Source organism: Aminobacter sp. 01T433 (assembly GCF_056398585.1).
In genome coordinates this window covers 1-26,164 of sequence record NZ_JBFTPR010000019.1, presented here as the reverse complement: position 1 = coordinate 26,164, position 26,164 = coordinate 1, and the positions used below count along the sequence as shown (strand labels likewise).

The window sequence follows — 26,164 nt, the reverse complement described above, 5'->3', positions numbered from 1 at the left end:
CGAACCAGCTTTGCTGGCGAGCGCAAAGGGGCCGTGCTAACAACCAAGCGCAATAACATCTTGGGGAGAGGTCATGACTTCGTGCACTCCAACTCCACAGGCGCTCGTTCGGGGCCTGAGATTCAAGATTGGCGATTGGAGACGGAGCCGGCTTCTCGCCGCAGGTCTGGTTGCCATCGCCGCCGCCAGTTCCGGAACGGTTCACGCGCAGTCCCTCGCCCCGGAAGAGGCGCGTGCCATCGCCAAGGAAGCCACCATCTACGGCTTCCCGCTGGTCGACAACTACCGCGTCCAGTACTCCTATTTCATCGACAAAAGCGGGCCTGAATTCAAGGCGCCGTGGAATGAAATATCCAACACTGCGCGGGTCTATACGCCCGACGACAAGGCGATCCAGACACCCAATTCGGACACGCCTTATTCCTTCGTCGGTGCCGATCTGCGTGCCGAGCCGCTGGTGCTGACGGTGCCGGCGATTGAGAAGGAGCGCTATTATTCGCTCCAGTTCATCGACCAGTACACATTCAATTTTGCCTATGTCGGCAGCCGCGCCACCGGCAACGAGGCGGGTAGCTTCCTGCTGGCCGGGCCGAGCTGGAAGGGCGAAACGCCAGCCGGCATCAAGCAGGTCATTCGTTCCGAAACGGATTTCGCCTTCGTGCTCTACCGCACGCAGCTGTTCAACGCTGGCGACATCGAAAACGTCAAGAAGATACAAGCCGGCTACAAGGTCGAGCCGCTGTCGAGTTTCCTTCGCCACCCGCCGCCGGCAGCAGCCCCAAAGGCTGTCGACTTCATCAAGCCGCTCAGCGTTGACAACGAAAGGACATCGCCGGAATTCTTCACCGAGTTGAATTTCATTCTGCAGTTTGCCCCGACGAACCCCTCCGAAACGGAGCTGATGGAACGTTTCGCAAAGCTCGATATCGGCGGCGGCAAGACCTTCGATTTCAAGGCATTTTCGCCCGAGATACAAAAGGCAGTCACCGACGGCATGGCCGACGCCTGGGCGGCGTTCAAGGAACACAAGGCAACTCAGCTCGATACCGGCAAGCAGTCCAGCGCCGATGCGTTCGGAACCCGGGAATTCCTGCATGGCGACTACATGGCGCGGATGTCGGGTGCGGTGCTCGGCATCTACGGCAATTCGAAGGACGAGGCGATCTATCCCGTCTATTTCACCGACGCTGATGGCAAGCCGACAAGCGGCGCAAACCGCTACTCCCTTCGCTTCGCGCCCGGCCAATTGCCGCCTGCCAACGCCTTCTGGTCGCTGACCCTTTACGAGCTGCCGTCCAGCCTTCTCTCGGCCAACCCCCTCAACCGCTACCTGATCAACTCGCCGATGCTGCCTGACCTGAAGAAGGACGCCGACGGCGACATCACGCTCCACATCCAGCACCAGTCCCCCGGCGCGGACAACGAAGCCAACTGGCTGCCGGCGCCGTCCGGCCCCTTCTTCATGGCGATGCGGCTATATTGGCCCAAGCCCGAAGCGCTGGATGGCACCTGGAAAGCTCCGGCGCTGGAGCAGGTAAAATGAACAGCAGGAGATCGGATATGAAAATCGCATATGCTTGCACACTCGCCGTCGCGCTGGCGGCGTTCGGCAGCCCTCAAGCGACAGCCCTGGCCGCGGACACCATACCGGTCGGCGTCGACAATTTCATCCGCGCCGAAACCGATCTTTATTTCGGCAACGCAGTCAACGATGCAAGCGGACCAGGCAAATTCCATCATCGCCGCGAGCCGATGGACATCGATCATCAGGCCGTTGTTCGCGCGAACCGCGACACGCTCTATTCGGCGGCGGTATTCGACCTCGACGCAGGGCCGGTGACCATTACGCTCCCCGATGCGGGAGAGCGTTTCATGTCGATGCAGGTGATCAGCGAAGATCATTATGTCCCGGAGGTTGCCTATGGTGCGGGCAGCTACACGTTGGACAAGGCGAAGGTCGGCACGCGCTATGTGATCGTTGGCATTCGCACGTTGGTCGATCCGGCGAACCCCAAGGACGTCGCCGAGGTCCATGCCTTGCAAGATGCCATCAAGTTCGAGCAACCGGGTGGGCCAGGCAGCTTCGAGGTCCCCGCCTGGGATCAAGCCAGCCAGAAGAAGGTGCGCGAGGCGTTGCTGGTTCTTGCCACGACCATGCCTGACTTCAAGGGCGCCTTCGGCAAGAAGGACGAGGTCGATCCTGTCCGCCATCTGATCGGAAGCGCCGCCGGTTGGGGCGGCAATCCAGACAAGGACGCCACCTATCTCAACATCACGCCAGCCAACAATGACGGCACCACCGTCTACAAGCTGAACGTCAAGGATGTGCCGGTCGACGGCTTCTGGTCGGTCAGCCTCTACAATGGCGAGGGCTACTACGAGAAGAACCCGTACAACGCCTATTCGCTCAACAACATCACAGCCAAGAAGAGCGACGATGGTGCGATCGCCATCCAGTTCGGCGGCTGCGACGGCAAGATCGCGAATTGCCTGCCCATCATGAAGGGCTGGAACTAGACCGTGCGGCTCTACCGTCCTCGACAGGAAGTTCTCGACGGCAAGTGGACGTTCCCCGAGCCGCAGCCGGTGAATTGAACCGCCCTATTTCGTGCTGATCCAGACCGGGGCGTGGTCGCTCGCATCGTCGCGGCCACGTACCTCGCGATCCACCCCGGCGCCGGTCAGGCGCTTGGCCATCTTGTTGCTGAGCAGCAGGTGGTCGAGCCTGAGCCCAGCATCGCGCGGCCACCGGTTCCGCCTGTAGTCCCAGAATGTGTAGACCGTATCAGCGGGAAATTTCTTGCGGACGGCGTCGATCCAACCCTGGTCGAGCAGCTGCCGGAAAGCATCGCGGCTTTCAGGCTGAACCAGCGCGTTGTCGTCATAAGATTTGCTCGCATAGACGTCGCGGGGTTCCGGCGCGATGTTGAAATCGCCAGCCAGCACAGCCGGAACGTCGGCCGCCAGCAGCGTCGCCGCATGGGCGTTGAGCCGTGCGTGCCAGGCCAGCTTGTAGTCGAATTTCGGCCCCGGCTGCGGGTTGCCGTTGGGCGCATAGAGCGAGGCGATCAGCACGCCATTGACGGCGGCTTCGATGTAGCGGCTTTGGCCGTCGTCGGGATCGCCGGGCAATTCCATCCGGGTCAGGATCGGCTCAGCGCCGCGTGCCAGGATCGCAACCCCATTCCAGGTCGACTGCCCCCGCCACACCGCGCCATAACCTGATGCCTCGATCGCCGAACGCGGCAGCTGTGTGTCAGCCGCCTTCAGCTCCTGAAGGCAAACCACATCGGGCTTGGCCTCCTTCAGCCACGCCAGCAGGTTTTCGAGCCTGCGGTTGACGTTGTTGATGTTGAAGGTCGCGATCTTCATCCAAGGATCAAGAGAGCCGCGCGGCCCATGCGGCCACGGCATCGCCCAACGTTTTCAGGTGATCGGCGGCGGAGAAGCCGGAAATGCTCTTGCGCGGCTTGAGATCATGGTCGCCATCTTCAAGCCACAGCAGCTCGATGCTGTCGGACAGTTCGTAATTCGGAACCTCCTCGATCGTGCCGAACTCGTCGCGCGTACCTTGCACGATCAACGTCGGCGTCTTGAGATTGGCAAGGTGCTTGGTGCGCAATTGGTCCGGCTTGGCAGGCGGGTGGAAGGGATAACCCAGGCACAACAGCCCCAGAATCTTGCCCGACGCAAACAGCTCGTCGGCAACCATGCTGGCAACGCGCCCGCCCATCGACTTGCCGCCGATGATCAGCGGCCCCTTGGCGCCGAGCTGTTCGACCGCTGCCTTGTATTCGGGGTTCAGCGTCTCAGCCCTTGGCGGCGGCTTGCGTCCGGCCTCGGTGCGCCGCGCCGCCATGTAGCCGAATTCGAAACGCGCCACGCGAAAGCCAGCCAAGGCAAGAGCATTGGCTGCCGCATTCATCGACGCCGAATCCATCGGTGCACCCGCCCCATGCGCCAGGAGCACGGTAACAGGTGCGTCTTCCGCGCCGTCGAAAAGAAAGTTCACGCCCATCTAGCTTGCCGTCCGTTCCCTGAGGTGGAGATCGGCATACTGGATGCCCTTGGCGGCGGTCTTCGCCCATTCCGACGTGCCGTCGAGTTCGAGGTAGAGCGACCACCAGCGCCTGGCCTCGGCAAGGTCGCCCGCCTCATATTCGAGATTGGCGAGATTGAACACGGCGTCCGCATAAGATGGGTCGAGCGCCACCGCCTTCTTGAGATGCCGCCTTGCCGTATGCGCCTTGCCTTGGGCGGCAAACAGGCCGGCAAGGTTGAACCAGGCTTCGACGAATTTCGGGTCGAGCTTGATCGCCCTGAGATAGGTCTGCATCGCCTCTTGATTGAGGCCAGCCGCGCGCAGGCTGTTTGCCCGGTTGAAGGCAGCCACGCTGTCACTCGGATCGGCCGCCAGGCAGCGCGCATAAAGCGCCGCCGCCTCGACGTAGTGGCCACCCTCTTCCGCCTCTTCGGCGAGCTCGAACATGTCTTCGAGTTCGGCGTCGCTGGTTCGTTCGAGCGGCAAGAGCCGCTGGCCGTCCAGTTCGGCGAGATCAGCACCTAGGCGGGCGTAGATCGCGTCCTTGCCGTCGGCATGAAGCGACATGGCGCTTAGCGAGGCCACTGCACCCGAGCGGCGAACCGACCGTGCGATCGCGCTCCATGTGGCTCCACCAGCCAGCAGCCCGGCATATTTCCTGGCGAGGATCAGATCGCGAAACGCATAAGGCTCGCTGTCGCTTTCAAAGGCGTCGAACAGCGACAGGAAGTCAAAGGCACGAGGAACGATGCGCGATTGATCGATCAGCGACTGCCGGGTCATTTCCGCGCCCTCGACCGCGTCCAGCAAGCCGAGCGCCCGCAGGAACCCGTTCTCGCTGAGCACCGGACGACCCGAGCCCGATGCCGCATTGATCCGTGCTTCCAGCTGCGCCTCGTCGAGCTTGCCGAGCAATGTCCTGCCGAGTACGACATCGGTCGTACGTCGCGTTATGCCGTGCTGGAGCTCGCCGCCTTGGCGAGCGACCTCACGCACGCCGAGCCGCCTGGGGAAAGCGGCAAGCGCACCGACCAGACCGAATATCCTGCCCGAAAGTGCCGTCACTTCTTGCCTTTCGCGGCCTTGCCACCGCCAACGGCCACAAGCCTGGCTGCCGGCTTCTCAGCCGGTTCGACCTTGGTCTTGCTCTTGGCCGGCGGCTTGGCCTGGCCGAGGCTGGCCTTCAGCGCATCCATCAGGTTGATGACATTGCCGCGCTCTGGTGCTGCCGCAATGATCGGCTTGTGGCCCTTCAGCTTCTCCTTGATCATCTTCATCAAGGCGATCTCGTAGCGGTCTTCGTAGTTCTTCGGATCAAACGTCGTCAGCTTCTGCTTGATCAGGGCTTCGGCGAGTTCAAGCATTTCGGGATCGGGATTTCCGGCGGGGATGTTGCCGAAATATTCAGCCGTGCCGCGCACCTCGCTGGGATTGCGCAATGTGCAGACAAACATGCCGTTCTCGCGTGCGCCGATGGTCACCACGCGCTCGCGACTCGACAAGACGAGGCGGGCGATGGCGAGCTTGCCCGACTTGCGCAGCGCTTCGCGCAGCACCGAAAACGTTTCCTCGGCCATCGCGCCATCAGGCGCCAGATAATAAGGCGCGTCCTGGTAGATCACATCGACGTCGCCTTCGTCGACGAACGCCTCGATGTTCATCGTGTGGTTGGATTCGATCTTGACGCTATCGATGTCGGCTTCGTCGATGACCACATATCTCTTGTCTTCGTATTCGTAACCTTTGACGAGGTCTGAGCGCTCGACAAGGCCAAGCTCCGGATCAACGGGTTTCATGTTGATCCGGTTATGCGTGTCCTTGTGCAGCTGATTGAAGCTGATGCGCTCGCTCGTGCTGGTCGCCGGGTACAGCCGTACCGGGCAGCTGACCAGGCTGAGCTTCAGATATCCCTTCCAACTTGCCCTTGGTGCCATGCTTGTCTCCTACGCGACACAATTCAAGACATACTCTTGGTCAAGACTTACTCTTGGCGATGACCTCGGTCGGCAAGTCCCGGGCGTGATCTGATATGTCCGCCCAAGGATCGCCTGACTTGGCCACAAGTCCGGGAAGCGAAGAATAGTTCAAATCCGCCGGAGCGTCGATGGACTCGAGATCCGGCCAGCTAAGCGGCGTCGACGCCGGCATGTTGGTGCGGGCGCGAAGGCTGTAGGGAGCTGCCGCCGTGGCGCTGCGCGCATTGCGGTGGAAGTCGATGAAAATGCGCTTCTTGCGGTTGTCCTTGCCCATCACGGTGGTGAATGTGTCGGGCGCGGTCTTGGCGATCCGAGACGAGATTTCGCTGCTTGCCTGATGGAACGGCTTCCAGCCGAGCTTGCCCGTCGTCGGCACGACGACATGAATGCCGCTGCCGCCCGACGTCTTGGCGAAAGCCACCAGCCCTATCTTCTCAAGTTCGGCCCGGACATGGACGGCCGCCTCAACGACCTCGCGCCAGCTGATGCCTTCGCCTGGATCGAGGTCGAAGACCATCCGGTCGGGCTTGTCCAAACGCTTGCGCAGCGCACCCCAGACATGGAACTCGACGACGCCGAACTGCGCCAGCGCCAGATAACCCTTGGCGTCCTCCACCGAAATGTAGGTCTTGCTCTCGTCGTCTGAATTCTTGGTCTCGAAGGATGCGATCGTTGCCGGCATGCCCTTGAAGGCATGGCGCTGAAAGAAGCAGTCCTTGGGTTGACCCGTCGGACAGCGAAACAGCGACACCGGCCGCCCCAGGATATGCGGCAGCATGAAATCGCCGACGGCGGCATAATAGACGGCGACGTCGAGCTTCGTCGGGCCGGACTTGCCGAGCACCCGACGTGTCGGATTGGTGATCGAGATGGTGGCAAGGTCGGCATCGGTGATCAACCGCTTGCGCGGAGCCTGCGGCGCTTCCGACAGCTCGGCCTCGCGCAATCCCTTGAACACCGCATGACGCAACGCATTGTCAGTGGTGCGATTGGCGTAGTGGATGCGGGCGTTGAGCACAGGTCGCACAGGGATGACCTCCTTTGGCGCTCCATCGAGCTTCGCTGCCCCCTCGCGTAGACCTTCCAACCGGTGCAGCAATGTCTCCAACGTCTCACTGTCGAAGCCGGTTCCAACCTTGCCACGATACTGCAGCTCGCCATCCACCCATTCGCCAAGCGCAAGTGCCGCCAGCCCCTCGGCCGCCTGAGAGATGGTGTAGCCGGCGATGACGAAGTCGCCGATCGTAAGCGCCTTGGTCTTGGTCCAGCTATGCGAACGGCCAGAGGTGTAATGCGCCGAAATCCGTTTCGACACGACGCCCTCGAGCCCCATCTCGGTTGCCTGGTCGTACAACGCTTGGCCGTCGCCCTCGACATGTCCGCTGAGCTGCAACGCCGACTGCGCGTGGACATGGCCTGCCAGCAACTGTTCCAGCAGGCCCTTGCGCTTCTCTAGCTCTGTCCTGGTCAGGTCCCAGCCATTGAGATGGACAAGATCGAAGGCGTAAAACACCAGAAGTTCGCCGTGACCGCTGGCGAGCGCATCTTGCAGGGCAGCAAACCGGCTGATGCCCTTGTCGTCGAGCACAACGATCTCGCCATCGATGACGGCGTCGCTGCAAGGCAGCTCGCGAAAGGCCGACGCCAGCTTGCCGTAGCGTTTCGTCCAGTCGATGCCGCTGCGGGTGATCAGCTTCGCCGAGCCACCCTCAAGATGCACCATGGTGCGATAGCCGTCGAACTTGATTTCGTGCAGCCATCCCTCGCCCGACGGCGGCTTCGGAGCAGCGGTCGCCAGTTGCGGTTCGACCCGCGCCGGCATCGGCGCGCGCACCGCTCCGGCCAGCTTGCCGGGCTTGAGGTCGCCAGGTTTTGTGGGCGGCTTTTTCGAGGGAGCAGCGACCAGCTCCTCGATGCGTCGCCCGGTCTTCACGCTTTCGGGCCGCGCTTCGAGAATATCGACGCCCTCGTCGGCGGCAGGATCATGCTCCTTGAACAGCAGCCAGTTGCGCTTGTCCTCGCCGGGTTTCGGCTTCAACCGTGCCAGCATCCAGCCGCCCTTGAGCTTTTCACCCCATAGCCGGAATTTGAACGCGCCTTTCTCCAGCGACGAATGTGCATCCTCCATCGGCGCCCACACACCAGCGTCCCAGACGATCATCGGCCCGCCGCCATACTCCCCCAGAGGGATGACGCCCTCGAAATCGATATAATCCAGCGGGTGATCCTCGGTCTCGACCGCAAGCCGCTTGTCCGCCGGGTTGAGCGAGGGCCCGCGCGGCACAGCCCAGCTCTTCAGCACGCCATCGAGTTCGAGCCGGAGATCGTAGTGGTCTGCGGTGGCATGGTGCTTGTGCACGACGAAGCGGTTGCCTTCGCCGCTCTGCTCGACGCCGCGCGGCTCGCGCGTCTTGGTGAAATCGCGCTTTTGCCGGTAGGTGCGAAGCTTTTCCGCTGCCATCCCGGCCTAGAGCGCCGCATCTTCGGGCGCGGGCTCAAGTTCGAGCTCCTTGGGGGTAGCACCGGCCATCAGCCTATCGAGTAAGGCATCATTGACGTCGTAGTACTGGCCGGAAATCAGCACCCGCGAAACGGTCTGCCCGTCGCCACGAAACAGCCGGGAGCTGACGAAAACCTTGTGCCGGCCAAGCGCATCGGCGACGGCCTTGCGCTTCCTGATCTGGTTGGCAACCGGTGTACGCATAGGCCCAAGGCTCCACGCAACGCTGACCCGACTATCTCTCAAATGAGGGAATTGATCAATGCGCGCGATCTGACCTGGCTTTTCCATCAGCTTCACACATCGCCATGGCATCGCCCGCGACTGGCGATTGGCAGGCTTGCACCATCTAGTTTCGGCTGAACTCGATCCGCGCCGTCACAACCTGCTCGCCGGTCTGGGGATGCGCTTCCACCGTCACGATCCGCATGCGCCCTGTGCCGAGATTCGCCACCCGCATGCTTGCCACGCGTGGCCCAGAACCTCTGTCCGGCCACCTGACCTTGAGGTTGAGTGTATCGCCTGATCGCGTGCCGGTAAGCTCAGCGGGGCCACGTATCGACCCCAGATATGAACCGGAATAATGCAGGCCGTTGGCAATCAGGTCGACGCCGATATGGCGCGAAAAGACAGCTTTAGCCCGGCAGGCACCATCCAGATTGAGTTCGGAACCGTCAGCGCGCGAATCGAGATTGCAAGAGACGCTCATCGCCATTGCTTCGGGCTTCAGCCGTATCTGACCCGAGCCATGCCAGTTTCCTGAAAGGGTTTCGAGGAAATCCTTCTCGTCCGCCATTGCCGCGGAAAAGGTGAAGACTGCCAAAGGCAGGACCATGATCGCCGGATGCATCTTGTTGCCGAACCTTGCCTGGAAAGCCGAAAGGCTTCGGCGTTCCACTGGTGCCCGTAGGAACCAGCACGGCTCTTTGCTCCCGCAAGGAGCCGACGCTCGTGATTTGGGGCAGCCTATGAGCTGCGGCTAATATTGTCAAAACCGCCGCCAGATCAGGCATGGGGCGACAACTGCGCAAACCGTTCAGTGGGAGACATGGCGCATTGCGCAAAGCAAAACGGCCACCCGAAGGTGGCCGCTTTTGATGTTGGTTTTCCCTTGGGAAAACTGGAGCGGGTGAAGCGATTCGAACGCTCGACCCCAACCTTGGCAAGGTTGTGCTCTACCCCTGAGCTACACCCGCTCGCACGGCTCGTCGCCGCAACGGCTGCTATATGGCCGAACCTCGCGGTGAATGCAACAGGGAAAACGCGATCTTTTTTCGCTATTTTTCCAATGCCCGAGAAAGCCCGGATTTCCGCGGAAACCGCGCCTGTGGATGAACAAGGCGGGCTTGTCTTGGCCCCTGGCTTTGCCCATAAACCCTCCCACCAAGCAATTTTTGGCGAAGGCTTTCATGACCGGCGCGACGAATCCCAAGACCAGGGCCGAGCTTTTGGCCTTCCTCGACACCCTCGGAATCACCGTCCAGACGCACGATCACCCGCCGCTTTACACGGTCGCGGATTCGCAGGCGCTGCGCGGCGCGATCCCCGGCGGGCACACCAAGAACCTTTTCCTCAAGGACAAGAAGGACAACTTCTTTCTCGTCACGGTGGATGAGGAGGCGAGCGTCGATCTCAAGCAGATCCATCAGCTGATCGGCGCGTCGAGCCGGGTTTCCTTCGGCAAGCCCGAGGCCTTGATGGAGCTGCTCGGCGTGGCACCCGGCTCGGTCTCAGTCTTCGGGCTGATCAACGACAGCTCAGGCAAGGTCAAGCTGGTCCTCGACAGTTCCCTGATGGAAAACGCCGTGATCAACGCCCACCCGCTGACCAATGAGGCCACCACCTCCATCGCCAGCAGCGACCTCTTGCTTTTCGTCGAGGCAACGGGCCACGATGCTGTTATCTTGAAAGTCTCGGGCTGATCGCCACATGGTTGCCTGACAGCCGCGCGGCCGAACAAGTCGCATGCGAGAACGACATACCGGAAGAGTGAAGATGAGCAACGAAAGCAATCCCTTCGGCGGCATGAGCAGCCAGTACGCCACCAACGTGCAGTATGGCGCGGCACCCGCCAATGGCGCTGCACCGGCGGCCGATCTCATCAAGGACACGACGACCGCTGGCTTCGCTGTCGACGTCATACAGGAATCGCGCAACCAGCCGGTACTGGTCGACTTCTGGGCGCCCTGGTGCGGCCCATGCAAGCAGCTGACCCCGGTGATCGAGCGCGTCGTCCAGTCCGCCGGCGGGCGGGTGAAGCTGGTCAAGATGAACATCGACGATCATCCGGCGATTGCCGGCCAGCTCGGCATCCAGTCGATCCCTGCTGTTATCGCCTTCAAGAACGGCCAGCCGGTCGACGGCTTCATGGGTGCGGTGCCCGAGAGCCAGATCCGCGACTTCATCGACAAGATCGCAGGCAAGGATGGCGGGGCGCCGCAAATCGCCGAGGCGCTCGCGGCGGCGGCCGAAGCGCGCGACGCCGGCGACCTGCAGACGGCGGCACAGATCTATGATGCCGTGTTGGAACAGGCGCCCGACAATGTCGACGCGATCGCAGCACTTGCCGATATTCTGTTTGAGGCGGGCGATGCGGCTGGCGCAAACGAGGTGCTGGCGCGTGCGCCGGAAGACAAGAAATCCGCCGCAGCACTTGTTTCGGTCCGCGCCAAGATCGCGCTTGCCGAAGAAGCGGCAGAACTTGGCGATTCCGCCGAGCTCGAACGCAAGCTGGCGCAAGATCCTGGAGACCATCAGACGCGTTTCGACCTGGCCATGATCCAGAACGCCAACGGCCAGCGCGCCGAAGCGGCCGACAACTTGCTTGCCATCGTCAAGGCGGACCGGACCTGGAACGACGATGGCGCAAGAGCGCAATTGCTCAAGCTTTTCGAAGCCTGGGGGTTTACCAACGAAGTGACGCTCGCCACGCGGCGCAAGCTGTCGTCGCTGCTGTTTTCGTGACAGCAGTATTGCTGCGGCCTTGCGTTTGACCGCAACGGCCGCAGCCAGCTGAGGACAAGATGCAGGCAGGAAACGCGCATTACCGGCTCGACAGCGATCTGCCGACGACATTGGCGGTATTCCCGCTGACGGGAGCGCTGCTGCTGCCGGGTGGGCGCATGCCGCTCAACATCTTCGAGCCGCGTTATCTCCAGATGATCGACAATGCGATGGCCGGGTCCCGGCTGATCGGCATGATCCAGCCTTCGCTCGACGGCACGCTGCGTCCCGACGGCGAGCCGTCCTTATGCCCCGTCGGCTGCATCGGCCGCATCACCTCGCTTTCCGAGACCGGCGACGGCCGCTACCTGATTTCGCTGCAGGGCGTGTGCCGCTTCCGCGTCGCCCAGGAACTGATGGTCAAGACGCCGTTCAGGCAATGCAAGATCACCTCTTTCGCCGCCGACCTCGCCGAGGACAAGGCCGGTGCGGAAGTCGACCGGCCAGCGCTGCTCAGGGCCTTTCGTACGTACCTGCAGGCCAACGAGCTTGAGGCCGATTGGGAAAGCGTCAGCCGCGCCGACAATGCCATCCTGGTCAATGCGCTATCGATGATGGCGCCATATGGTGCCGCCGAAAAGCAGGCACTGCTTGAAGCGCCCGATCTCAAGACCCGCGCCGAGACGCTGATCGCCATCACCGAAATGGCGCTGGCGCGCGAAAACGACGAGTTTGGTTCGAGCCTGCAATAGGTCGGGCCAGCTGGAGAGCAATGATGGTTGAAACCACCAACAAGCGCGACATCGACGTCAAGCTGCTCGAATTGCTCGCCTGTCCGCTGACCAAGGGACCGCTGACCTGGGACGCCGAACGCGGCGAACTGGTGTCCCGGCTCGCACGCCTCGCCTATCCCGTCCGTGACGGTATTCCGGTCATGCTGCCTTCCGAGGCCAGGCAAATTCTCGACACGGAGGCCGCACCCAAAAAAACCTCGCCTACGGATTGATCTCGCACCTCCCGTCATTGGAAATTGCGCCCCTTGGGCATGACGCTGCTGGCCTTGCGCGCAAGCCTCTCGTAGCTTTGAACGACACGCGGGTCCTTGGTGGCCTTGTCGGCAGCGCTTTGCCTGGTACCGCTCGCCTGGACAGGTGAAGCTTGTGCTTTTTCATCGGCTGACATTTGCATCTCTTCCGACATGGCGGCGAGCCAGTGCGTCAGGTCCTCCATCTCGTCGGCGACGATGTGGATCACGCCCGATTCCGTCTGCAGCTTGCCGCTGACGCGGATGAACTTCGATCCCATGATCACAGCGCGGAAGCGCTCGAAGACCCGCGCCCAGACGATGACGTTGGCGACCGAATTTTCGTCCTCAAGCGTCAGGAAGATCGCATTGCCCTTGCCGGGACGCTGGCGAACCAGCACCAGCCCTGCCACCGAGACGCGCCTGCCGTCCGGCACGGAGGGAAGTCGGCCGTTCGGGGTGATACCGGCCTTGTCCAATCTCTGCCTGAGGAAAACCACCGGATGCGCCTTCAGCGAAAGACCGAGCGAACGGTAGTCGTGGATGACATGCTCGCCAAGCGGCATGGCGGGCAGATACATCTGTGGCTCGTTGTCGGGCAGTTGGACCTCCGGCTGGTCGAACAAAGGCAACATTTCGGCGGCACTCTTGCCGTCGAGCGCACGCACTGCCCATAAAGCCTCGCGCCGGTCGAGGCCGATCGAGCGAAAGGCATCGGCCTGGGCGAGCAGTTCGATCTCGCCGACATCGAGCCCCGAACGCAGCCAGACATCGCGCACCGAGATGTAACCCTTACCGCGCCGCGCAACGAAAGTTTCCATCTTCTTTTCGCCGAGACCTTTGATCTGGCGGAAGCCCAGCCGGACGGCATGGCTGGTCTTGATGACATCGCGCATTTCGGCGTGGCGGGCACGGATTCGCTTGGGATCGAAACCGGAGCGTTCGAGCATGCAGTCCCAATCGGAGTGGTTGATATCGACGGCATGGATTTGGACGCCATGGTCCTCGGCATCGCGGACCAGCTGTGCCGGCCGGTAAAAGCCCATCGGCTGCGAGTTCAGGATCGCGGCACAGAACACGTCGGGGTAGTAGGCCTTGAACCAGCAGGAGGCGTAGACGAGCAGCGCGAAGGCCGCGGCATGGCTTTCGGGAAAACCGTATTCGCCAAAGCCCTCGATCTGCTTGAAGCAGCGCTCGGCGAAGTCGCGCTCGTAACCACGCGAAACCATGCCATCCACCATCCGGTCGCGGTAATTGCCGATGGTGCCGGTGCGCTTGAAGGTCGCCATGGCGCGGCGCAGCTTGTCGGCCTCACCCGGCGAGAAGCCGCCGGCAACGATGGCGATCTTCATCGCCTGTTCCTGAAACAGCGGCACGCCCTTCGTTTTACCCAGTATCTCCTCAAGTTCCTTTTTGGGGAACTCGACCTTTTCCTTGCCCATCCTGCGGCGAAGATAAGGATGCACCATGTCACCCTGGATCGGGCCGGGCCGGACGATCGCCACCTCGATGACGAGATCATAGAATTCGCGCGGCCGCAGGCGCGGCAGCATCGACATCTGCGCCCGGCTTTCGATCTGGAAGACGCCGAGCGTGTCGGCGCGGCAGATCATGTCGTAGACCCTTGGGTCCTCCGGCGGCAGCGTCGCCAGCGTGTAAGGCCGATCATGCGGGTCGCGCTCGTCGTAATGCGCTTCGAGCAGGTCGAAGGCCTTTCGCAGGCAAGTCAGCATGCCGAGCGCCAGGATATCGACCTTCAATATGCCCACGGCATCGAGGTCGTCCTTGTCCCACTCGACCATCTTGCGCTCGTCCATCGCCGTCTTGACGATCGGCACGATCTCGTCGAGCCGGTCGCGGGTGATGACGAAGCCGCCGACATGCTGGGACAGATGACGCGGAAAACCCATGATGCCGTTAGCATGTTCGATCACATGCCTGGTCAGCGGATCGGCCTTGTCGAGCCCACCGGCTGCCGTTTCCTTCTCGCCAAGCTCGGATGAATACCAGCCCCAGATCGAGCCCGACAAAGCCCCCCTGACATCATCCGACAGGCCCATCGCCTTGGCGACCTCGCGCAATGCCGAGCGGCCGCGATAGGTGACAACGGAAGCGGCGAGCGCGGTGCGTTTGGCGCTGTATTTTTTGTAGATGAACTCGATCACCTCGCTGCGCCGTTCGTGCTCGAAGTCGACGTCGATGTCGGGCGGCTCGCCACGCTCGACCGAGATGAAGCGCTCGAACAGGACATCGACGATATCGGGTCCGACATCGGTGATGCCGATGCAGAAGCAGATGACGGAATTGGCCGCTGACCCGCGCCCCTGGCACAGGATACCTTCCGACCGGGCGAACTGGACGATGTCGTGGACTGTGAGGAAATAGCGGGCATAGTTGAGCTCCTCGACGATGCCGAGCTCGTGCCGGATGATGCCTTGCACCTTCTCCGGAACACCATCCGGATAGCGTTTTTTAGCCCCTTCCCAGGTCAGCCTTTCCAGTTCTGCCTGTGGTTCAAGACCCGATTCCGTCGGCTCGTCGGGATAGTTGTATTTGAGTTCCTTCAGCGAAAAATGCAGGCTTTCGGCGAACCGCAGCGTCTCGGCCAGGGCCTCGGGATGTCGTCTAAAAAGCCGGCTCATATCGGCAGGCCCTTTCAGGTGGCGCTCGGCATTCGCCTTGAGTTCGAAGCCAGCCTCGGTGACCGGCACATTGAGGCGGATTGCCGTCAAAACGTCATGCAGCGGGCGCTGGGTCGGCGCGTGGTAGAGCGCATCATTGGTCGCCATCAGCGGCAGGCCAGTGATCGCCGCCATGGCCGCCGCCTGCTCGATCCTGAAACGATCATTACCGCCGAAATCCGGAGCGACCGCAAGCCACAAGGAGGCACCAAAACGTTCCTTGAGGCTCCGCAGAAGCGCGACATCGTCTTCCGAGGCAACCGCAACGTCTGCCAGGACGGCGAGCGATAGAAAATCACCCCACTCGAAAAGGTCCTCCCGGTAGAGAAGCGGCGCGCCCTTTTCGCTTTCAGGCCGGGTATTGGCCTGGGTGAGCATGCGGCACAGATGGCCCCAGCCCTTGCGATCTCTAGGATAGGCAAGAATGTCGGGCGTGCCATCCGCAAAAACCAGCCGGCAGCCGGGATGGTAGGCAAGCCCTTCCGTCTCGGCCATCTTCCAGGCGCGTACGGTGCCCGCAACAGTGTTGCAGTCGGCAAGGCCGATCGCCGAAAGTCCCAGAAACTTCGCCGCGATCACCAGCTCTTCCGGTGCGGAGGCGCCGCGCAGGAAGGAGAAATTCGACTGGATGCCGAATTCAGCGTAATTCGTGGCGGCGACCATGTTCATGCAAAAACCCCATGCAGGAACCAGCGCGGCGCCGTTGCTTGCGCGCCGTAAAGACCCTGCCGGTAGAGCCAGTAGCGGCGGCCATCGGCATCTTCGACCCGGTAATAATCCCGCGTTGGCGCCTCATTTCCTTCGCGCCACCATTCGGGCGCAATGCGTTCCGGCCCCTCGGCACGCGCCACGCGATGCAAGGCACGACGCCAGCGGAAATGCGGTGGCGGACCATCGGGCACCTCGGTCAACGGAACGTCGATGGGCTCAGGCGAGCGGAACAGGCGGATAGGGCGCTCCAGCCGGCCGGACTGACTGACCGGGCTACGCCGCGCCTTGCCAGGTTTTGCGACTGCCTTCCTGTTTTCCTCCTGCGCATAAGAAACGACAGCAGCAGCACGTTCCGGCAGATGGCTTTCAGCGGGAACAGGTTCGAGGACGGCGGCCTCGCCGAGCCGGGCCGTCACGCGGTCGGCAAAGATCGCCAACCCCTCTCCATCATCTTCGATCTCGCCGGCAAGATCGCCCTGTCGCGCATCGAAACGCGCTGTCGAAAGTGCCGACAGGCGGACGAGATCGAAGCCGCAGCCGGCATCGATGGTCTCACCAAGCGCGGTCAGCCGTTCATGAAACAGCTTTCGCACCAGCCCAGCTTCACGGATCGGCCGCGAGGCCCCGACTGTGATGCGGCTGACCATGCCGTCGACCCTGAACAGCAAAAGCTCAAGCGTGCGCGCACCTTCCTCGCGACGCTCGAGATCGACCTTGAGTGTCGCGGCAAGCAGGCCGACCAGCCGCTCGACATCTTCGATCAGCGAAAGCGGGTCGGCGAGATGCCGCTCGACCGAAAGGGGCGCCACCGGCAGGCGCGGCGAAACCGCCTCCTCCAGATGTCCAAGGCCCTGGTCGAGCCGCTCGATGAGTGTTGCGCCGAAACGCCGGACAAGCGGCGCGCGCGGTCCATCCATGATCGCGCCGACGGTGCGCAGCCCGACACTTTCGAGGCTTGTCTTCGTTTTCGGATCAAGCCGCAGCGCCGATAGCGGCAGGCGGGCGAAGAAGTTGCGCTCGCCGCCAGGCGCAATGATTTGGCCGGCGGCAAAATGCGCCGCAGCCCATGCCGCTCCCGGCGTGGAGGCAAGACCTGCACGGACATCAAAGCCCTGGTGGAAAAACCGTGCCATCAGGTCGGCGAGCAGGGCTTTTTCGCCGCCAAAGAGATGGGTACAGCCGGTGATGTCGAGGAACAGTCCGTTTTCGCCGTCGAGCGCGACAAGCGGCGTGTAGCGGTCGCACCAGTCGGCGAGGCTTTCGAGCAGCCGGCGGTCAGCCTCGGGATCGGCCTCGACGATGTCGATGTCAGGATGCATGGCACGCGCCTCGGCGATGCCCATGCCCGGCCTCAGCCTGCGCGCTTCAGCCTGCTCGTCGAGGGCGGCTATGCGCTGGGCGTTGTTCTCCCGGTGGCTGATCACCAGGGGTTGGCTCGGCCGCGGGCCTGAACGCCAGGACCGTCCCAGCCGCCGCCGCAGGATCCGTTCGGCCGCGAGATGGGGAAACCACAGCGACACGATTCTCTGGGCCGTCTCTTCTTTCTTCGAAGGTGTGTGCATTTGGGTTCCATTCCAGAATGAATTTGCCGGCAAGTGCGGCGCGGCTCTTGCCGATTTCGACAGTGACGGCGGGCGGGCCGATGGAACCGGCGAGCGGACCAGCGATCGTACGCCGAAGCGAGGCTGGCGCCGGCGAGGCGATGAGCCGGACGGGTGCTGCGGTCGGTTCCGGCTCGGCCGACTGGCGCAACAGGAGCACCGGCCGGCCGGCCTCCTGGGCGCGACGGTGGAGCCGTCGTGTCGCTGTGAGATCCAGCCCGCGCGGATTGCCGCGCAACTCGACAATGACGGTGGCAATCTCGTCGATGCCGGCGGCTTCCTCTGCGATCCACAGCGCATCCGTCGGCTTGGGCGCTTCGGCAATAAGCAGGCGATCCGGCGCAAGGCCGAAAAGCCATTCCAGGCCCGCCGCATAAGGAAGCCCGGCCTCCCTGAAGATTTCCGCGGTGCCGATCCACAGCACCAGCGCGCCCGGTTTCCGGCAGGCCTTGAGCATGAGGCTGACAAGACAAAGAGCCAGGCCCGCGGCAGCCCCCGCATTGCGCGTTTGGGTGCCATGGATTTCAGTCAGCGCCGCTTTCGGCAGCCCGCCGCCCAGGGTTTCGTCGAACCGCTCGACGCCGGTCGGCAATAAGAGGTCGCGCGCCGAGGCAACGCCGTTGCGACGGACCAGCATGCCTGAAGGCGCCGGGCTGTCGGGGGGCGACACCAGCAGCTCGGGCAGCGTGCCTTCGATTTTCGCTATTTTCTGACGCAGGGCAAAAACGACGTCCCGCGCCACGGCGCTGGTTGCCATGTCGATCTGCCTTCGATTAGTTGTTCCTGTTATGTTCTTATAGATTCCAGAGCCGCCCATGAGAGTCAAGCCGATTCATGGGGAATTTATTCCTCTCCCAGAAAGAGCTGCTCACCGCTTATTTATCGGCTCGGCGGCAAAAGCCTCGTAAGCGCTGCGGTGAACGGCTATATGCCCTCAAAAGGAAGAATAATGGCCCGTATCTACAAAACCCGCGCCTGGCACGACCAGCTTTCGCCTTCGATCGAGGAGATGGAGTTGCTGGCGCTCGAAGCCTATGCGCATCTGCCGGAGGAGTTTCGCCAGCTGACCGGCGAGGTCGTTATCCAGATGGCGGAATTCCCCACCGACGAGATCATGGACGACCTGTCGCTGGAAACGCCTTTCGACCTGCTCGGCCTGTTCGAGGGGCGCGGCATCGCCGAGCGCTGGAACCCGCAGACCGGCGAAGGCCCCAATCGCGTGACACTCTACCGCCGCGCCATTCTCGACTACTGGTCCGAGAACGAGGAGACGCTGGGCGACATCGTCACCCATGTGCTGATCCATGAGATCGGGCACCATTTCGGCCTTTCCGACGAGGACATGGAAAGGCTGGAGGAAGCCGCCGAATAGCGCGGCAGCCCCCCGAAAAGATCAAAAATCGCTGAGCTTGGTGACGCCGGCCTCGTAGTCGTGGCCTTCGACATCCTTCACCACGGCCTGGCCGCAGCGCATGGTCTTGGTTTCGGTGTCGAAGGCATAGGTCGGCGAGCCGAACAGGTGCCAGCCCTTGTTCACGGCAGCGGTGACCTTGTGGCAGAAGGTGGCGTCGTCGGGGCCGGTCAGGAAGCGGTAGAGTTTCATTTTTCGTCTCCCGTCATTTCAGCGATCATCGCCGCACGAGCCAGTACCTTCTCGGCCTGGACCAGATGCAGCCGCTCGACCATCTTGCCACCAAGCGAGATTACACCGCGCGAGGCGTTTTCGGGAAGCGCGAAGGCGTCCGCAATGGCGCGCGCTTCGGCAAGGGCTTCGACCGACGGCGAAAAGGCCGCGTTGGCGCCTTCGATCTGGGCGGGATGGATGACGGTCTTGCCGTCGAAACCCATGGCGGATGCCTCGGCGCAGTCATGCACGAAAGCGTCGAGATCGCGGAAATCGTTGGACACGCCGTCGAGCATGTCGAGGCCGCCGGCACGCGCGGCAAGCACCATCTGCATCAGCCAGGGCATGAGGTAGCGCCGGTCGGGCGTCATCAGAACGCCGGTTTCCTTGACAATGTCGTTGGTGCCGGCAACCAGGCAGGCGAGCCGCGAGGCCGGATCGCGGCCAAGTTCGGCGATGGCGCCGATATTGATCAGCGCGCGCGGCGTCTCGACCATCGCCCACAGCTTCATCTCGTCGGGCGCATCAGCGTCGTCGAGCACGTCGCCGGCTTCCAATATGTCGCGCGGGGTGGCGACCTTGGGCAACAGCACGCCATCGACATTCCATACGCTCGCAGCCGCAAGGTCGTCAGCACCCCACTCGCTCGACAGCGCATTGATGCGCACGACGAATTCACGCTTGCCTGGCCCACGCTGGGCGAGGAACTGGCCGAGCCTTTGGCGCGCCAAAACCTTCTCCTGCGGCAGCACCGCGTCTTCGAGGTCGAGGATGACGGCGTCGCAGGCAAGCGAGGAGAGCTTGGCCAACGCCTTTTCGTTGGTGGCGGGCACATAAAGCACCGAACGGCGCGGGCGCGAGACAGAATGTGACATCTGGTCTTCTTGCCCGGCAACGCTGGCCCTTGCAAGGTCTTGTGGGGTGGTGGCGTAACTGCTCCACCATCAATGAACGGGAACACTCCATGGCACGCTACGACGTGGTCATCACAGGCGGCGCGATCGTCGGCAGTTCGATCGCCTACTATCTGCGCGAGGAGGGTTTTACCGGCTCGATCGCGCTGATCGAGCGCGACCCGCAATTTGCCCATGCGGCGACCACGCTGTCTTGCGCCTCGATCCGTCAGCAATTCTCGATCCCCGAAAACATCCGCCTGTCGCAGTTCACGCTTTCCCTGTTCAGGCGCCTCAAGGACGAGTTCGGTCCCGACGCCGACATCGGCTTCCGCGAGGGCGGTTACCTGATCCTCGCCGGTGAAAACGGTTTTCCGATCCTCAAGGCGAACCACGAGGCGCAGATGGCCGAAGGTGCGGACATCGTGCTCGAGGACGCCGAACAACTGGCAAAACGCTTTTCGTGGATCTCGACCGAGGGCATTTCCGCCGGCGCCTATGGCCGCACAGGCGAAGGCTGGTTCGACGCGCATGCCATGCTCGGCCTGTTCCGCAAGGCGCTGAAAACCAAAAACGTCGACCTGATCACCGCCGAGGTCGCCGGCATCGAGCGTGAGGGCAACCGCGTCACCGCCGTAACCCTTGCCAATGGCGAGCGGCTGGAGGCGGGCACGGTGTTCAACGCGGCCGGGCCCAACGCCGGCAAGGTCTCGGCCATGGCCTCCATCGCGCTGCCGGTCGAGCCGCGCAAGCGCAACGTCTTTGTCTTCGAGGCGCGCGACAAGTTCGCCGACATGCCGCTGATGGTCGACCCCTCCGGCGTCTATGTCCGCCCCGAGGGTTCAGTCTACATCACGGGCGGCGCCGAGTGCGAGGACGGCGAGCAGGCGGCTGATCCAACCGATTTCAACCCCGACTGGGGGCTGTTCGAAGAGGTGATCTGGCCGGCTTTGGCGACACGCGTGCCGGCCTTCGAGGCGATCAAGGCGACGCAGGCCTGGGTCGGGCACTACGACTACAACGCGCTCGACCAGAACGCCGTCATCGGCCCGCATCCCGAGGTTACAAACTTCATCTTCGCCAATGGCTTTTCCGGCCACGGCCTGCAGCAGGCGCCGGCGGTGGGCAAGGCGCTGGCCGAGCTTCTGGTCCATGGCGGCTACCGCACCATCGACTGCTCCGCCTTCGGCTACCAGCGCATTGCCGAGGGCCGGGCGTTTCGGGAATTGAATGTGATCTAGCCTCGTTTCCAGTCGATCTTGCCCCTCACCCTTACCCTCTCCCCGTGAAGGACAGGGAGAGGGGGGACGTCAGCGTTGCGGCCAGCCTCCTTCGCCCCGCCTGCGGGGAGAAGGTCCCGGCAGGGGGATGAGGGGCCTGCCAGCCCCTAAACCTCCACGGCCCCATCGACAGGGCGGCGAGGAAGGTCATCATTGCTTCGACTTCGGATGCTGCGTCAGCGCCGCCGGCCAAGACACCGTCCCCCTCACCTGATACCCGGTGCGCACCAAGTTTCCCTCGAGGGAGATGGGCTGATCTTAAGCCGGCTTTTGGAGGCGTGGATAAATTGGACGAAAGTTTTTTTGAAAAGTGAGCGGAAACAATGGGTTGGGAGCGATGGACGAAGAATTTGTCCACGATAGTGTCTGTGCCGGGAATTGTCCCTTTCCGGACATACCGGCTAAGCAGCAACTAGATGGCTGCCACGCTGGCAGCCATCTCTCAGCCAAATCGATCCAGTCTGCTCTGGGGCCGAGTGCCCCCGGATTTGCCCGACAAAGCGTTGTCGTCCGCGTTGCCTATCTGTCGAGTTCGAACTCGCCCGGCTTCCACGTCTTGTCGAACCATGACTCCAGGGGGCCATAGAGGCGAAGAAGAACGTTCCAACCCTTGCCAGGAATTGTCTGGACCCAGTTGGCCTCATGGCCTTCTGGCGCTGTCGGGCCGAACCAGACATCGACGGAGGAGTCCGCGTTGATCACAATGTCTTTCTTGTCGCTGCCAATGCTGGGAAATTGCTGGTCTGTCTGCAGCATCGATCGGGTCTGATTGTCGTAGACAACGAACGACCAGAATTCCTTTGCCGGAATGTTTGGCGGCAGGTGCACCTTGTAGGTCTTGCCGCCATCGAACGGCTTGCCGTCCTTGTCGGTCGTGGCACCGGCGTATTGCGAACCGATGCCGACACGCTTTATCGCCATGGCCGGTGTGACACCCGTCGCATAGTAGTGAAACAGGACGCGGGCATCCAGATAGCGAACGCCGGGCTGCAGAAGAAACTCGTAGCTGCCGCCGACAAAGCCGGTGAACCAGGCACTGTCGGGATAATAATACGCGTCCTTCATGCGGGTCTTGAAGGTGATGGTGCGCGCCGTCGCGTTGCCGACGGCCACAGCTTCGGTGAGGATCTTCTTCATCCGCTCGTCGGGTGCGAAGGGTTTGCCCTTTTCGATGCCGATTGAGGCGAGCTGTCCCAGCACTTCCGGGTGATAGGCCTCGTTCGGCTCGTATTGGACGATGTTGTTCACTTCCTCGTAGAAATGGAAATCATTGGCATGGATGGTGTTGTACTCCTTGCCCGAGGAATTGATGATCTTCATCGGCGGCGGGTTGCCGGCGTCCGAAAGAAGATAGACCTTGGCGAACTTCTTGGTGTTTTCGACCGCAGTCGCGGTGCTGCCATTTTCGAGGAAGCCGCGCCAGAAGAACAGGTTTCCGTAAGTCGCGGTTCGGAGCACGAAATAGCCTTCAGGTATCTCGCCCTCATAGCCCGGTGGCAACAGCAGGTACTTTCCACCCTTGCCCTTGTCGGGGCCGGCATTGCCGACATCGCCGACATATTCGAACCAGTGGTTGTCGACCATGCCCAGGATATTGGGGGGTGTTTCGATGACCAGCGGGCCTGCCTTGGTGTCCAGCCACATGAGATTGTAGATGCTTTCGGTGTTGCCGGTCAGGAACAACGAATGCGAGTCCATGAGGTTTTCGAAGATCAGGATGGATTGGTTGTCGTCGGCGCCCTGACTGGCGATGCCAATCCGGATAGCTTCGGCGGATGCACCGGGCATGGCATTGAGAAAGGCGTCGACGCCACGCATGAAATCGAGATTGTCGTAGATCTTCTCCGAAGTGGCTTCATCCGGGAAGCCATCGAAAAAGTTCAGCTTGCCAAGCCTGGTGTCCAAGGTCTGCGGCGTGATGATCGAATCCGGTATCGGCGTTGCCATCTTCGGCGCCGTATCGGCGGAAGCGGCCCCCAAGCCCATTAGGACCACCGCAGCGGTTGCACAAAGCAGTCTCGTCATGCGCATGATTGTCTTCTCCTCGCCAATGGCCACTGCAACTGTGGGTCGCCTTCCCTAAGGTCGTCAATCGCGACAGATGCATTATTGGGCCGCCACGGCGTTGCGCCACCACTCATTTTGCGCCAAGTCTGAAGAAATGCTTCGAGGGTAGCCGAATGCCTACGACCCCGGTCATTTCGAATCTCACCTTGCACGGTCTGCCGCAGCTGATCCGGCGCGAGCTTGGCGAGCGGACGCTGGCTCGGGCTGTCCGCGCCGCCGGCGTCGACCTCGAAGTGATCGAAGGCGAGAGCTGCTTCATCCCCCAAGCGGCGGGCTTGAGGCTGATCGACACGGCGGCGCGGGTTGCCGGCGAGGCCAATTTCGGCTTGCTGATGTCCCCGCAGATGGATGTCGCCAACTACGGCATGTATGGGCAATATATCTACGCCGCCGACACGCTCGGCGCGGCGTTCAAACGGGCAATCGAAGCCCTCGCCTACCACTCCACCGGCGATACGATGGCCCTTGTCACCCGTGGCGACGAGGCGCGCTTCAGCTATGGCTTCGCGCTTGCTGGCCGCCCCGGCTACGATCATGCCGCCAATGTCGCGGCAGGCGCGCTGTCTAGCGTTTGCCGGCACTTCCTGTCCGAAAACTGGCGGCCGCTCAGGATCGAGCTCGATATCCCGCGGCCGCGCCACACCGCGCCTTTCGAGGACATGTTCCACTGCCCTGTCGTCTTCAATGCACCGACATTGGCCGTCGTATTCGACCGGGGCTGCCTCACCGCGCGCGGCGCTGCGCCAGCCGCAGCGCCTGTTATCACCATAGCCGACGTGGCGCGTGATCGGCGCGGCGCTGCCCCACGCGATACACTTGGCGTGATCTCGGAACATATCCGCCTTCAGGTCCGCGGCGGCTCGATCTCCATCGACAGCACCGCCCGCGCGATGGGCATCAGCATCCGCACCCTGCAGCGCGAGCTGAATGGCGAGGGATCGGCTTTTCGCTCCTTGGCCAATGTTGCCCGGGCGCGGCGCGCCGATGAACTGCTCCGGCACACGGATGTCTCGATCACCCGCATTGCCGCGGAGCTTGGTTATTCCACGCCAGCCAATTTCAGCCGCGCCTTTCGCAGCGCCACCGGCTTCAATCCGAGCGCGCTTCGGCAAACGCTGCCGAGCGAAAGCGAGTGCGGAGATCCCGGGGATCCATGCCGCGACAGTCGTGAAGACCATTTCGGAGTAAGCGCCGCCCTCGCCCTTCGGCAGGCCTAAACCTCGACGGCCCCCATCGACAGGGCGGCGAGGAAGGTCATCATCGCTTCGACTTCGGACGCTGCCTTGACCGAGGGGCGGCCGGTGCAGCGGGCGCCTTCGGAACCGTAGAGATCGGCGCGGCAGCATTGGTCCTTGCGGCAGGCACGCCGCGCGCAGCGCAAGGCCGCCCCGTCGCGGGTGGCGGCAATGCGCACGGCAAGGCCTGCGACTTTGCGCACCGTATAAGGCAGCCGCTCGTCGATGATGCTTTGGCGGTCGTCCATTCGCCTTGGTCGTTTCATGTCAAAACACCTTCTTGCTGGGGGGAGCGCGCACGAAAACCGCCGGCCTGGCGAACCAGCCGGATTTGTCAGGGGAAGCCGACGCATGGGGCGCGCCTTCTTCAGTATTCTGAATGCGGCACGCCACCATGCGTCCGCCGGTGCTCTTGCCCCACCCTTGTGCCGTTCAACGCATTTTCGCGTAACGGCTGGCAGGGCCTCGGCCTGGGGGCTCATCACCCAGCAACGCCACCGTCAGCGCCGCCGGCCAAGACACCGTCCCCCTCACCTGATACCCGGTGCGCACCAGGTTTCCCTTGAGGGAGATGGGCTGATCTTAAGCCGGCTTTTGGAGGCGTGGATAAATCGGGTGAAAGTTTTTTTGAAAGATGAGCGGGAACAATGGGTTGGGGACGCAGACATCGAGCGTTTGTCCACGGTAGGCCGGCGTCTGTTTCAAAAATTGCCCCATCAAAGACCTTCGTTTCCAGCCATTTCGAATGTCAGCAACGCCCCATTGCGGTCGTTAAGGTGACTGTTGCTACTGCCTGAAAACAGACATTGCGACCACTATCGACGTCGCACTTGCGTCCCAATGGGGTCGCAGATGCTAGTTTTGCCATTGGCGCAGAGCAGACATCTCTGGCGACCCAGCTGGTGGTCGTCCGTGATGCGATCAACGTTCATTGGAATTCTCCTTCCGTCCACGGAATGCGAGCAATCATGCTCGCCGGCTCTATTTTCCCGGAAATATCTGTTTCCAGTCGGACTTCATGTCCACGACCGTCCAATTGTTGACAGCGGCGGCATCGAGCGCCTTGTCCAGGTGACCGAATTCGCTTTTTCGGTCGTAGGCATATTCGCGCTCGGCATCAGTGTGGTGAACTATCAAGCCGAACCGTGGACCATCGGTGAGCGTCGTCCATTGCAGCATTTCGAGGTCACCGTCCGAGTTGCCGAAGGCCGCGATCGGGCGGCGGCCGATCTGCTCGTTGATGCCGACCGGCTTGCCAGTTTTGTCGTCGATAAAGTTGACCTCAGGCAGCCGAAACAGAGTTGGCGCACCGTCCTTCATCTCGAATCTCGTCTTGATCGACGACCCGACAACCTGCTCCGGTGGAACGCCGTAGACCTTTTCGGACCAGGGACGCATGAACTCTATGCCGCCGCCCGAGACGATGAATGTCTTGAAGCCGTTGGCGCGTAGATAGGCGAGCAATTCGAGCATCGGCTGGTAGACGAGTTCGGTGTAGGGGCGCTTGAACCGACCATCACGCGCGGTCGCGATCCAATCGGTAACGATCTTTTGGAACTCGTCGCTGGTCATCCCGGCGTGCGTCGC

General features: G+C 62.1%; 23 protein-coding genes, 1 tRNA gene and 1 pseudogene. 9 read left to right on the top strand and 16 right to left on the bottom strand.

Going from position 1 to position 26,164, the window contains the following annotated elements:
- The first annotated feature begins 73 nt into the window (after positions 1–73).
- Complete coding sequence (locus tag AC1DLV_RS25115) at positions 74–1,543, top strand: DUF1254 domain-containing protein (protein WP_476802763.1); 1,470 nt, start codon at positions 74–76, stop codon at positions 1,541–1,543.
- Positions 1,544–1,560: 17 nt separating this feature from the next.
- Positions 1,561–2,595 (top strand): annotated as a pseudogene (locus AC1DLV_RS25110) (DUF1254 domain-containing protein).
- Positions 2,596–2,601: 6 nt separating this feature from the next.
- Here AC1DLV_RS25110 and AC1DLV_RS25105 read toward each other — a convergent pair.
- From AC1DLV_RS25105 to AC1DLV_RS25070, 8 genes are all read right to left on the bottom strand, one after another.
- Entirely contained in the window at positions 2,602–3,372 is a 771-nt protein-coding gene (locus AC1DLV_RS25105) for an exodeoxyribonuclease III (RefSeq protein WP_476802762.1), read from the bottom strand.
- Positions 3,373–3,379: 7 nt separating this feature from the next.
- Entirely contained in the window at positions 3,380–4,018 is a 639-nt protein-coding gene (locus AC1DLV_RS25100) for an alpha/beta hydrolase family protein (protein ID WP_476802761.1), read from the bottom strand.
- Positions 4,019–5,107: a tetratricopeptide repeat protein gene (locus AC1DLV_RS25095; RefSeq protein ID WP_476802760.1), complete on the bottom strand. Its 1,089-nt coding sequence runs from the start codon at positions 5,105–5,107 to the stop codon at positions 4,019–4,021.
- A complete protein-coding gene (gene ku, locus AC1DLV_RS25090) occupies positions 5,104–5,976 on the bottom strand; it encodes a non-homologous end joining protein Ku (protein ID WP_476802759.1) in 873 nt (290 codons plus the stop codon). The genes AC1DLV_RS25095 and ku overlap by 4 nt, the downstream gene beginning before the upstream one ends.
- A 40-nt stretch (positions 5,977–6,016) precedes the next feature.
- Entirely contained in the window at positions 6,017–8,479 is a 2,463-nt protein-coding gene (gene ligD, locus AC1DLV_RS25085) for a DNA ligase D (RefSeq protein ID WP_476836278.1), read from the bottom strand.
- Positions 8,480–8,485: 6 nt separating this feature from the next.
- Positions 8,486–8,722, bottom strand: a complete 237-nt coding sequence (locus AC1DLV_RS25080) for a hypothetical protein (RefSeq protein ID WP_476802757.1) — start codon at positions 8,720–8,722, stop codon at positions 8,486–8,488.
- A 145-nt stretch (positions 8,723–8,867) separates the two neighbouring features.
- Positions 8,868–9,416, bottom strand: coding sequence for a hypothetical protein (locus AC1DLV_RS25075; protein ID WP_476802756.1), 549 nt, complete (start codon positions 9,414–9,416; stop codon positions 8,868–8,870).
- 223 nt (positions 9,417–9,639) lie between these two features.
- Positions 9,640–9,714 (bottom strand) — tRNA-Gly (locus AC1DLV_RS25070).
- 213 nt (positions 9,715–9,927) lie between these two features.
- Here AC1DLV_RS25070 and AC1DLV_RS25065 point away from each other — a divergent pair.
- From AC1DLV_RS25065 to AC1DLV_RS25050, 4 genes are all read left to right on the top strand, one after another.
- The gene (locus tag AC1DLV_RS25065; RefSeq protein ID WP_476802838.1) at positions 9,928–10,440 is read left to right on the top strand and encodes a prolyl-tRNA synthetase associated domain-containing protein; all 513 of its coding nucleotides are present in this window, start codon (positions 9,928–9,930) and stop codon (positions 10,438–10,440) included.
- A gap of 73 nt (positions 10,441–10,513) precedes the next feature.
- Positions 10,514–11,482 (top strand): thioredoxin, encoded by a 969-nt coding sequence (gene trxA, locus AC1DLV_RS25060; RefSeq protein ID WP_476802755.1) that lies wholly within the window; start codon positions 10,514–10,516, stop codon positions 11,480–11,482.
- A gap of 59 nt (positions 11,483–11,541) precedes the next feature.
- The gene (locus AC1DLV_RS25055; RefSeq protein ID WP_476802754.1) at positions 11,542–12,213 is read left to right on the top strand and encodes an LON peptidase substrate-binding domain-containing protein; all 672 of its coding nucleotides are present in this window, start codon (positions 11,542–11,544) and stop codon (positions 12,211–12,213) included.
- 23 nt (positions 12,214–12,236) lie between these two features.
- Complete coding sequence (locus AC1DLV_RS25050) at positions 12,237–12,467, top strand: Trm112 family protein (protein WP_476802753.1); 231 nt, start codon at positions 12,237–12,239, stop codon at positions 12,465–12,467.
- Between the two features lie 14 nt (positions 12,468–12,481).
- On the opposite strand, the gene AC1DLV_RS25045 is transcribed toward AC1DLV_RS25050, so the two are convergent.
- From AC1DLV_RS25045 to AC1DLV_RS25035, 3 genes are read right to left on the bottom strand one after another with little or no spacing between them, the layout of a single operon-like run.
- Positions 12,482–15,835 carry an error-prone DNA polymerase gene (locus AC1DLV_RS25045; protein ID WP_476802752.1) on the bottom strand — a complete coding sequence of 1,118 codons (3,354 nt, stop codon included), beginning with the start codon at positions 15,833–15,835 and terminating at the stop codon, positions 12,482–12,484.
- Positions 15,832–17,301 (bottom strand): Y-family DNA polymerase, encoded by a 1,470-nt coding sequence (locus tag AC1DLV_RS25040; protein ID WP_476802751.1) that lies wholly within the window; start codon positions 17,299–17,301, stop codon positions 15,832–15,834. Before AC1DLV_RS25040 ends, AC1DLV_RS25045 begins: the two co-directional genes overlap by 4 nt.
- On the bottom strand, positions 17,243–18,235 hold the full coding sequence (locus AC1DLV_RS25035) for an ImuA family protein (RefSeq protein WP_476802837.1): 993 nt from the start codon (positions 18,233–18,235) through the stop codon (positions 17,243–17,245). The genes AC1DLV_RS25040 and AC1DLV_RS25035 overlap by 59 nt, the downstream gene beginning before the upstream one ends.
- A 192-nt stretch (positions 18,236–18,427) precedes the next feature.
- Here AC1DLV_RS25035 and AC1DLV_RS25030 point away from each other — a divergent pair, with 192 nt between their 5' ends.
- Positions 18,428–18,850 carry a metallopeptidase family protein gene (locus AC1DLV_RS25030; RefSeq protein WP_109574121.1) on the top strand — a complete coding sequence of 141 codons (423 nt, stop codon included), beginning with the start codon at positions 18,428–18,430 and terminating at the stop codon, positions 18,848–18,850.
- 21 nt (positions 18,851–18,871) lie between these two features.
- Here AC1DLV_RS25030 and AC1DLV_RS25025 read toward each other — a convergent pair whose 3' ends face one another.
- Together AC1DLV_RS25025 and AC1DLV_RS25020 are read right to left on the bottom strand one after the other, a co-directional pair.
- Positions 18,872–19,081 (bottom strand): DUF1737 domain-containing protein, encoded by a 210-nt coding sequence (locus AC1DLV_RS25025; protein ID WP_476802750.1) that lies wholly within the window; start codon positions 19,079–19,081, stop codon positions 18,872–18,874.
- Positions 19,078–19,977, bottom strand: a complete 900-nt coding sequence (locus tag AC1DLV_RS25020) for an HpcH/HpaI aldolase/citrate lyase family protein (protein WP_476802749.1) — start codon at positions 19,975–19,977, stop codon at positions 19,078–19,080. Before AC1DLV_RS25020 ends, AC1DLV_RS25025 begins: the two co-directional genes overlap by 4 nt.
- A gap of 89 nt (positions 19,978–20,066) precedes the next feature.
- Here AC1DLV_RS25020 and AC1DLV_RS25015 point away from each other — a divergent pair, with 89 nt between their 5' ends.
- Positions 20,067–21,236 (top strand): NAD(P)/FAD-dependent oxidoreductase, encoded by a 1,170-nt coding sequence (locus tag AC1DLV_RS25015; RefSeq protein WP_476802748.1) that lies wholly within the window; start codon positions 20,067–20,069, stop codon positions 21,234–21,236.
- Between the two features lie 558 nt (positions 21,237–21,794).
- On the opposite strand, the gene AC1DLV_RS25010 is transcribed toward AC1DLV_RS25015, so the two are convergent.
- On the bottom strand, positions 21,795–23,300 hold the full coding sequence (locus tag AC1DLV_RS25010; protein ID WP_476802836.1) for a DUF1254 domain-containing protein: 1,506 nt from the start codon (positions 23,298–23,300) through the stop codon (positions 21,795–21,797).
- Between the two features lie 155 nt (positions 23,301–23,455).
- On the opposite strand from AC1DLV_RS25010, the gene AC1DLV_RS25005 reads away from it, so the two are divergent.
- On the top strand, positions 23,456–24,559 hold the full coding sequence (locus AC1DLV_RS25005) for an AraC family transcriptional regulator (protein ID WP_476802747.1): 1,104 nt from the start codon (positions 23,456–23,458) through the stop codon (positions 24,557–24,559).
- On the opposite strand, the gene AC1DLV_RS25000 is transcribed toward AC1DLV_RS25005, so the two are convergent.
- Together AC1DLV_RS25000 and AC1DLV_RS24995 are read right to left on the bottom strand one after the other, a co-directional pair.
- Positions 24,556–24,825: a hypothetical protein gene (locus tag AC1DLV_RS25000; protein ID WP_476836277.1), complete on the bottom strand. Its 270-nt coding sequence runs from the start codon at positions 24,823–24,825 to the stop codon at positions 24,556–24,558. The genes AC1DLV_RS25005 and AC1DLV_RS25000 overlap by 4 nt on opposite strands.
- A 733-nt stretch (positions 24,826–25,558) precedes the next feature.
- Positions 25,559–26,164, bottom strand: a 606-nt coding sequence (locus AC1DLV_RS24995) for an HAD family hydrolase (protein ID WP_476802745.1), incomplete at its 5' end; no start/stop codon positions are given.

Coding starts and splice junctions, on each gene's coding strand:
- AC1DLV_RS25115 (WP_476802763.1), top strand. CDS start 74: ATGACTTCGTGCACTCCAACTCCACAGGCGCTCGTTCGGGGCCTGAGA.
- AC1DLV_RS25105 (WP_476802762.1), bottom strand. CDS start 3,372: ATGAAGATCGCGACCTTCAACATCAACAACGTCAACCGCAGGCTCGAA.
- AC1DLV_RS25100 (WP_476802761.1), bottom strand. CDS start 4,018: ATGGGCGTGAACTTTCTTTTCGACGGCGCGGAAGACGCACCTGTTACC.
- ku (WP_476802759.1), bottom strand. CDS start 5,976: ATGGCACCAAGGGCAAGTTGGAAGGGATATCTGAAGCTCAGCCTGGTC.
- ligD (WP_476836278.1), bottom strand. CDS start 8,479: ATGGCAGCGGAAAAGCTTCGCACCTACCGGCAAAAGCGCGATTTCACC.
- AC1DLV_RS25080 (WP_476802757.1), bottom strand. CDS start 8,722: ATGCGTACACCGGTTGCCAACCAGATCAGGAAGCGCAAGGCCGTCGCC.
- AC1DLV_RS25065 (WP_476802838.1), top strand. CDS start 9,928: ATGACCGGCGCGACGAATCCCAAGACCAGGGCCGAGCTTTTGGCCTTC.
- trxA (WP_476802755.1), top strand. CDS start 10,514: ATGAGCAACGAAAGCAATCCCTTCGGCGGCATGAGCAGCCAGTACGCC.
- AC1DLV_RS25055 (WP_476802754.1), top strand. CDS start 11,542: ATGCAGGCAGGAAACGCGCATTACCGGCTCGACAGCGATCTGCCGACG.
- AC1DLV_RS25050 (WP_476802753.1), top strand. CDS start 12,237: ATGGTTGAAACCACCAACAAGCGCGACATCGACGTCAAGCTGCTCGAA.
- AC1DLV_RS25045 (WP_476802752.1), bottom strand. CDS start 15,835: ATGAACATGGTCGCCGCCACGAATTACGCTGAATTCGGCATCCAGTCG.
- AC1DLV_RS25035 (WP_476802837.1), bottom strand. CDS start 18,235: ATGGCAACCAGCGCCGTGGCGCGGGACGTCGTTTTTGCCCTGCGTCAG.
- AC1DLV_RS25030 (WP_109574121.1), top strand. CDS start 18,428: ATGGCCCGTATCTACAAAACCCGCGCCTGGCACGACCAGCTTTCGCCT.
- AC1DLV_RS25025 (WP_476802750.1), bottom strand. CDS start 19,081: ATGAAACTCTACCGCTTCCTGACCGGCCCCGACGACGCCACCTTCTGC.
- AC1DLV_RS25020 (WP_476802749.1), bottom strand. CDS start 19,977: ATGTCACATTCTGTCTCGCGCCCGCGCCGTTCGGTGCTTTATGTGCCC.
- AC1DLV_RS25015 (WP_476802748.1), top strand. CDS start 20,067: ATGGCACGCTACGACGTGGTCATCACAGGCGGCGCGATCGTCGGCAGT.
- AC1DLV_RS25010 (WP_476802836.1), bottom strand. CDS start 23,300: ATGACGAGACTGCTTTGTGCAACCGCTGCGGTGGTCCTAATGGGCTTG.
- AC1DLV_RS25005 (WP_476802747.1), top strand. CDS start 23,456: ATGCCTACGACCCCGGTCATTTCGAATCTCACCTTGCACGGTCTGCCG.
- AC1DLV_RS25000 (WP_476836277.1), bottom strand. CDS start 24,825: ATGGACGACCGCCAAAGCATCATCGACGAGCGGCTGCCTTATACGGTG.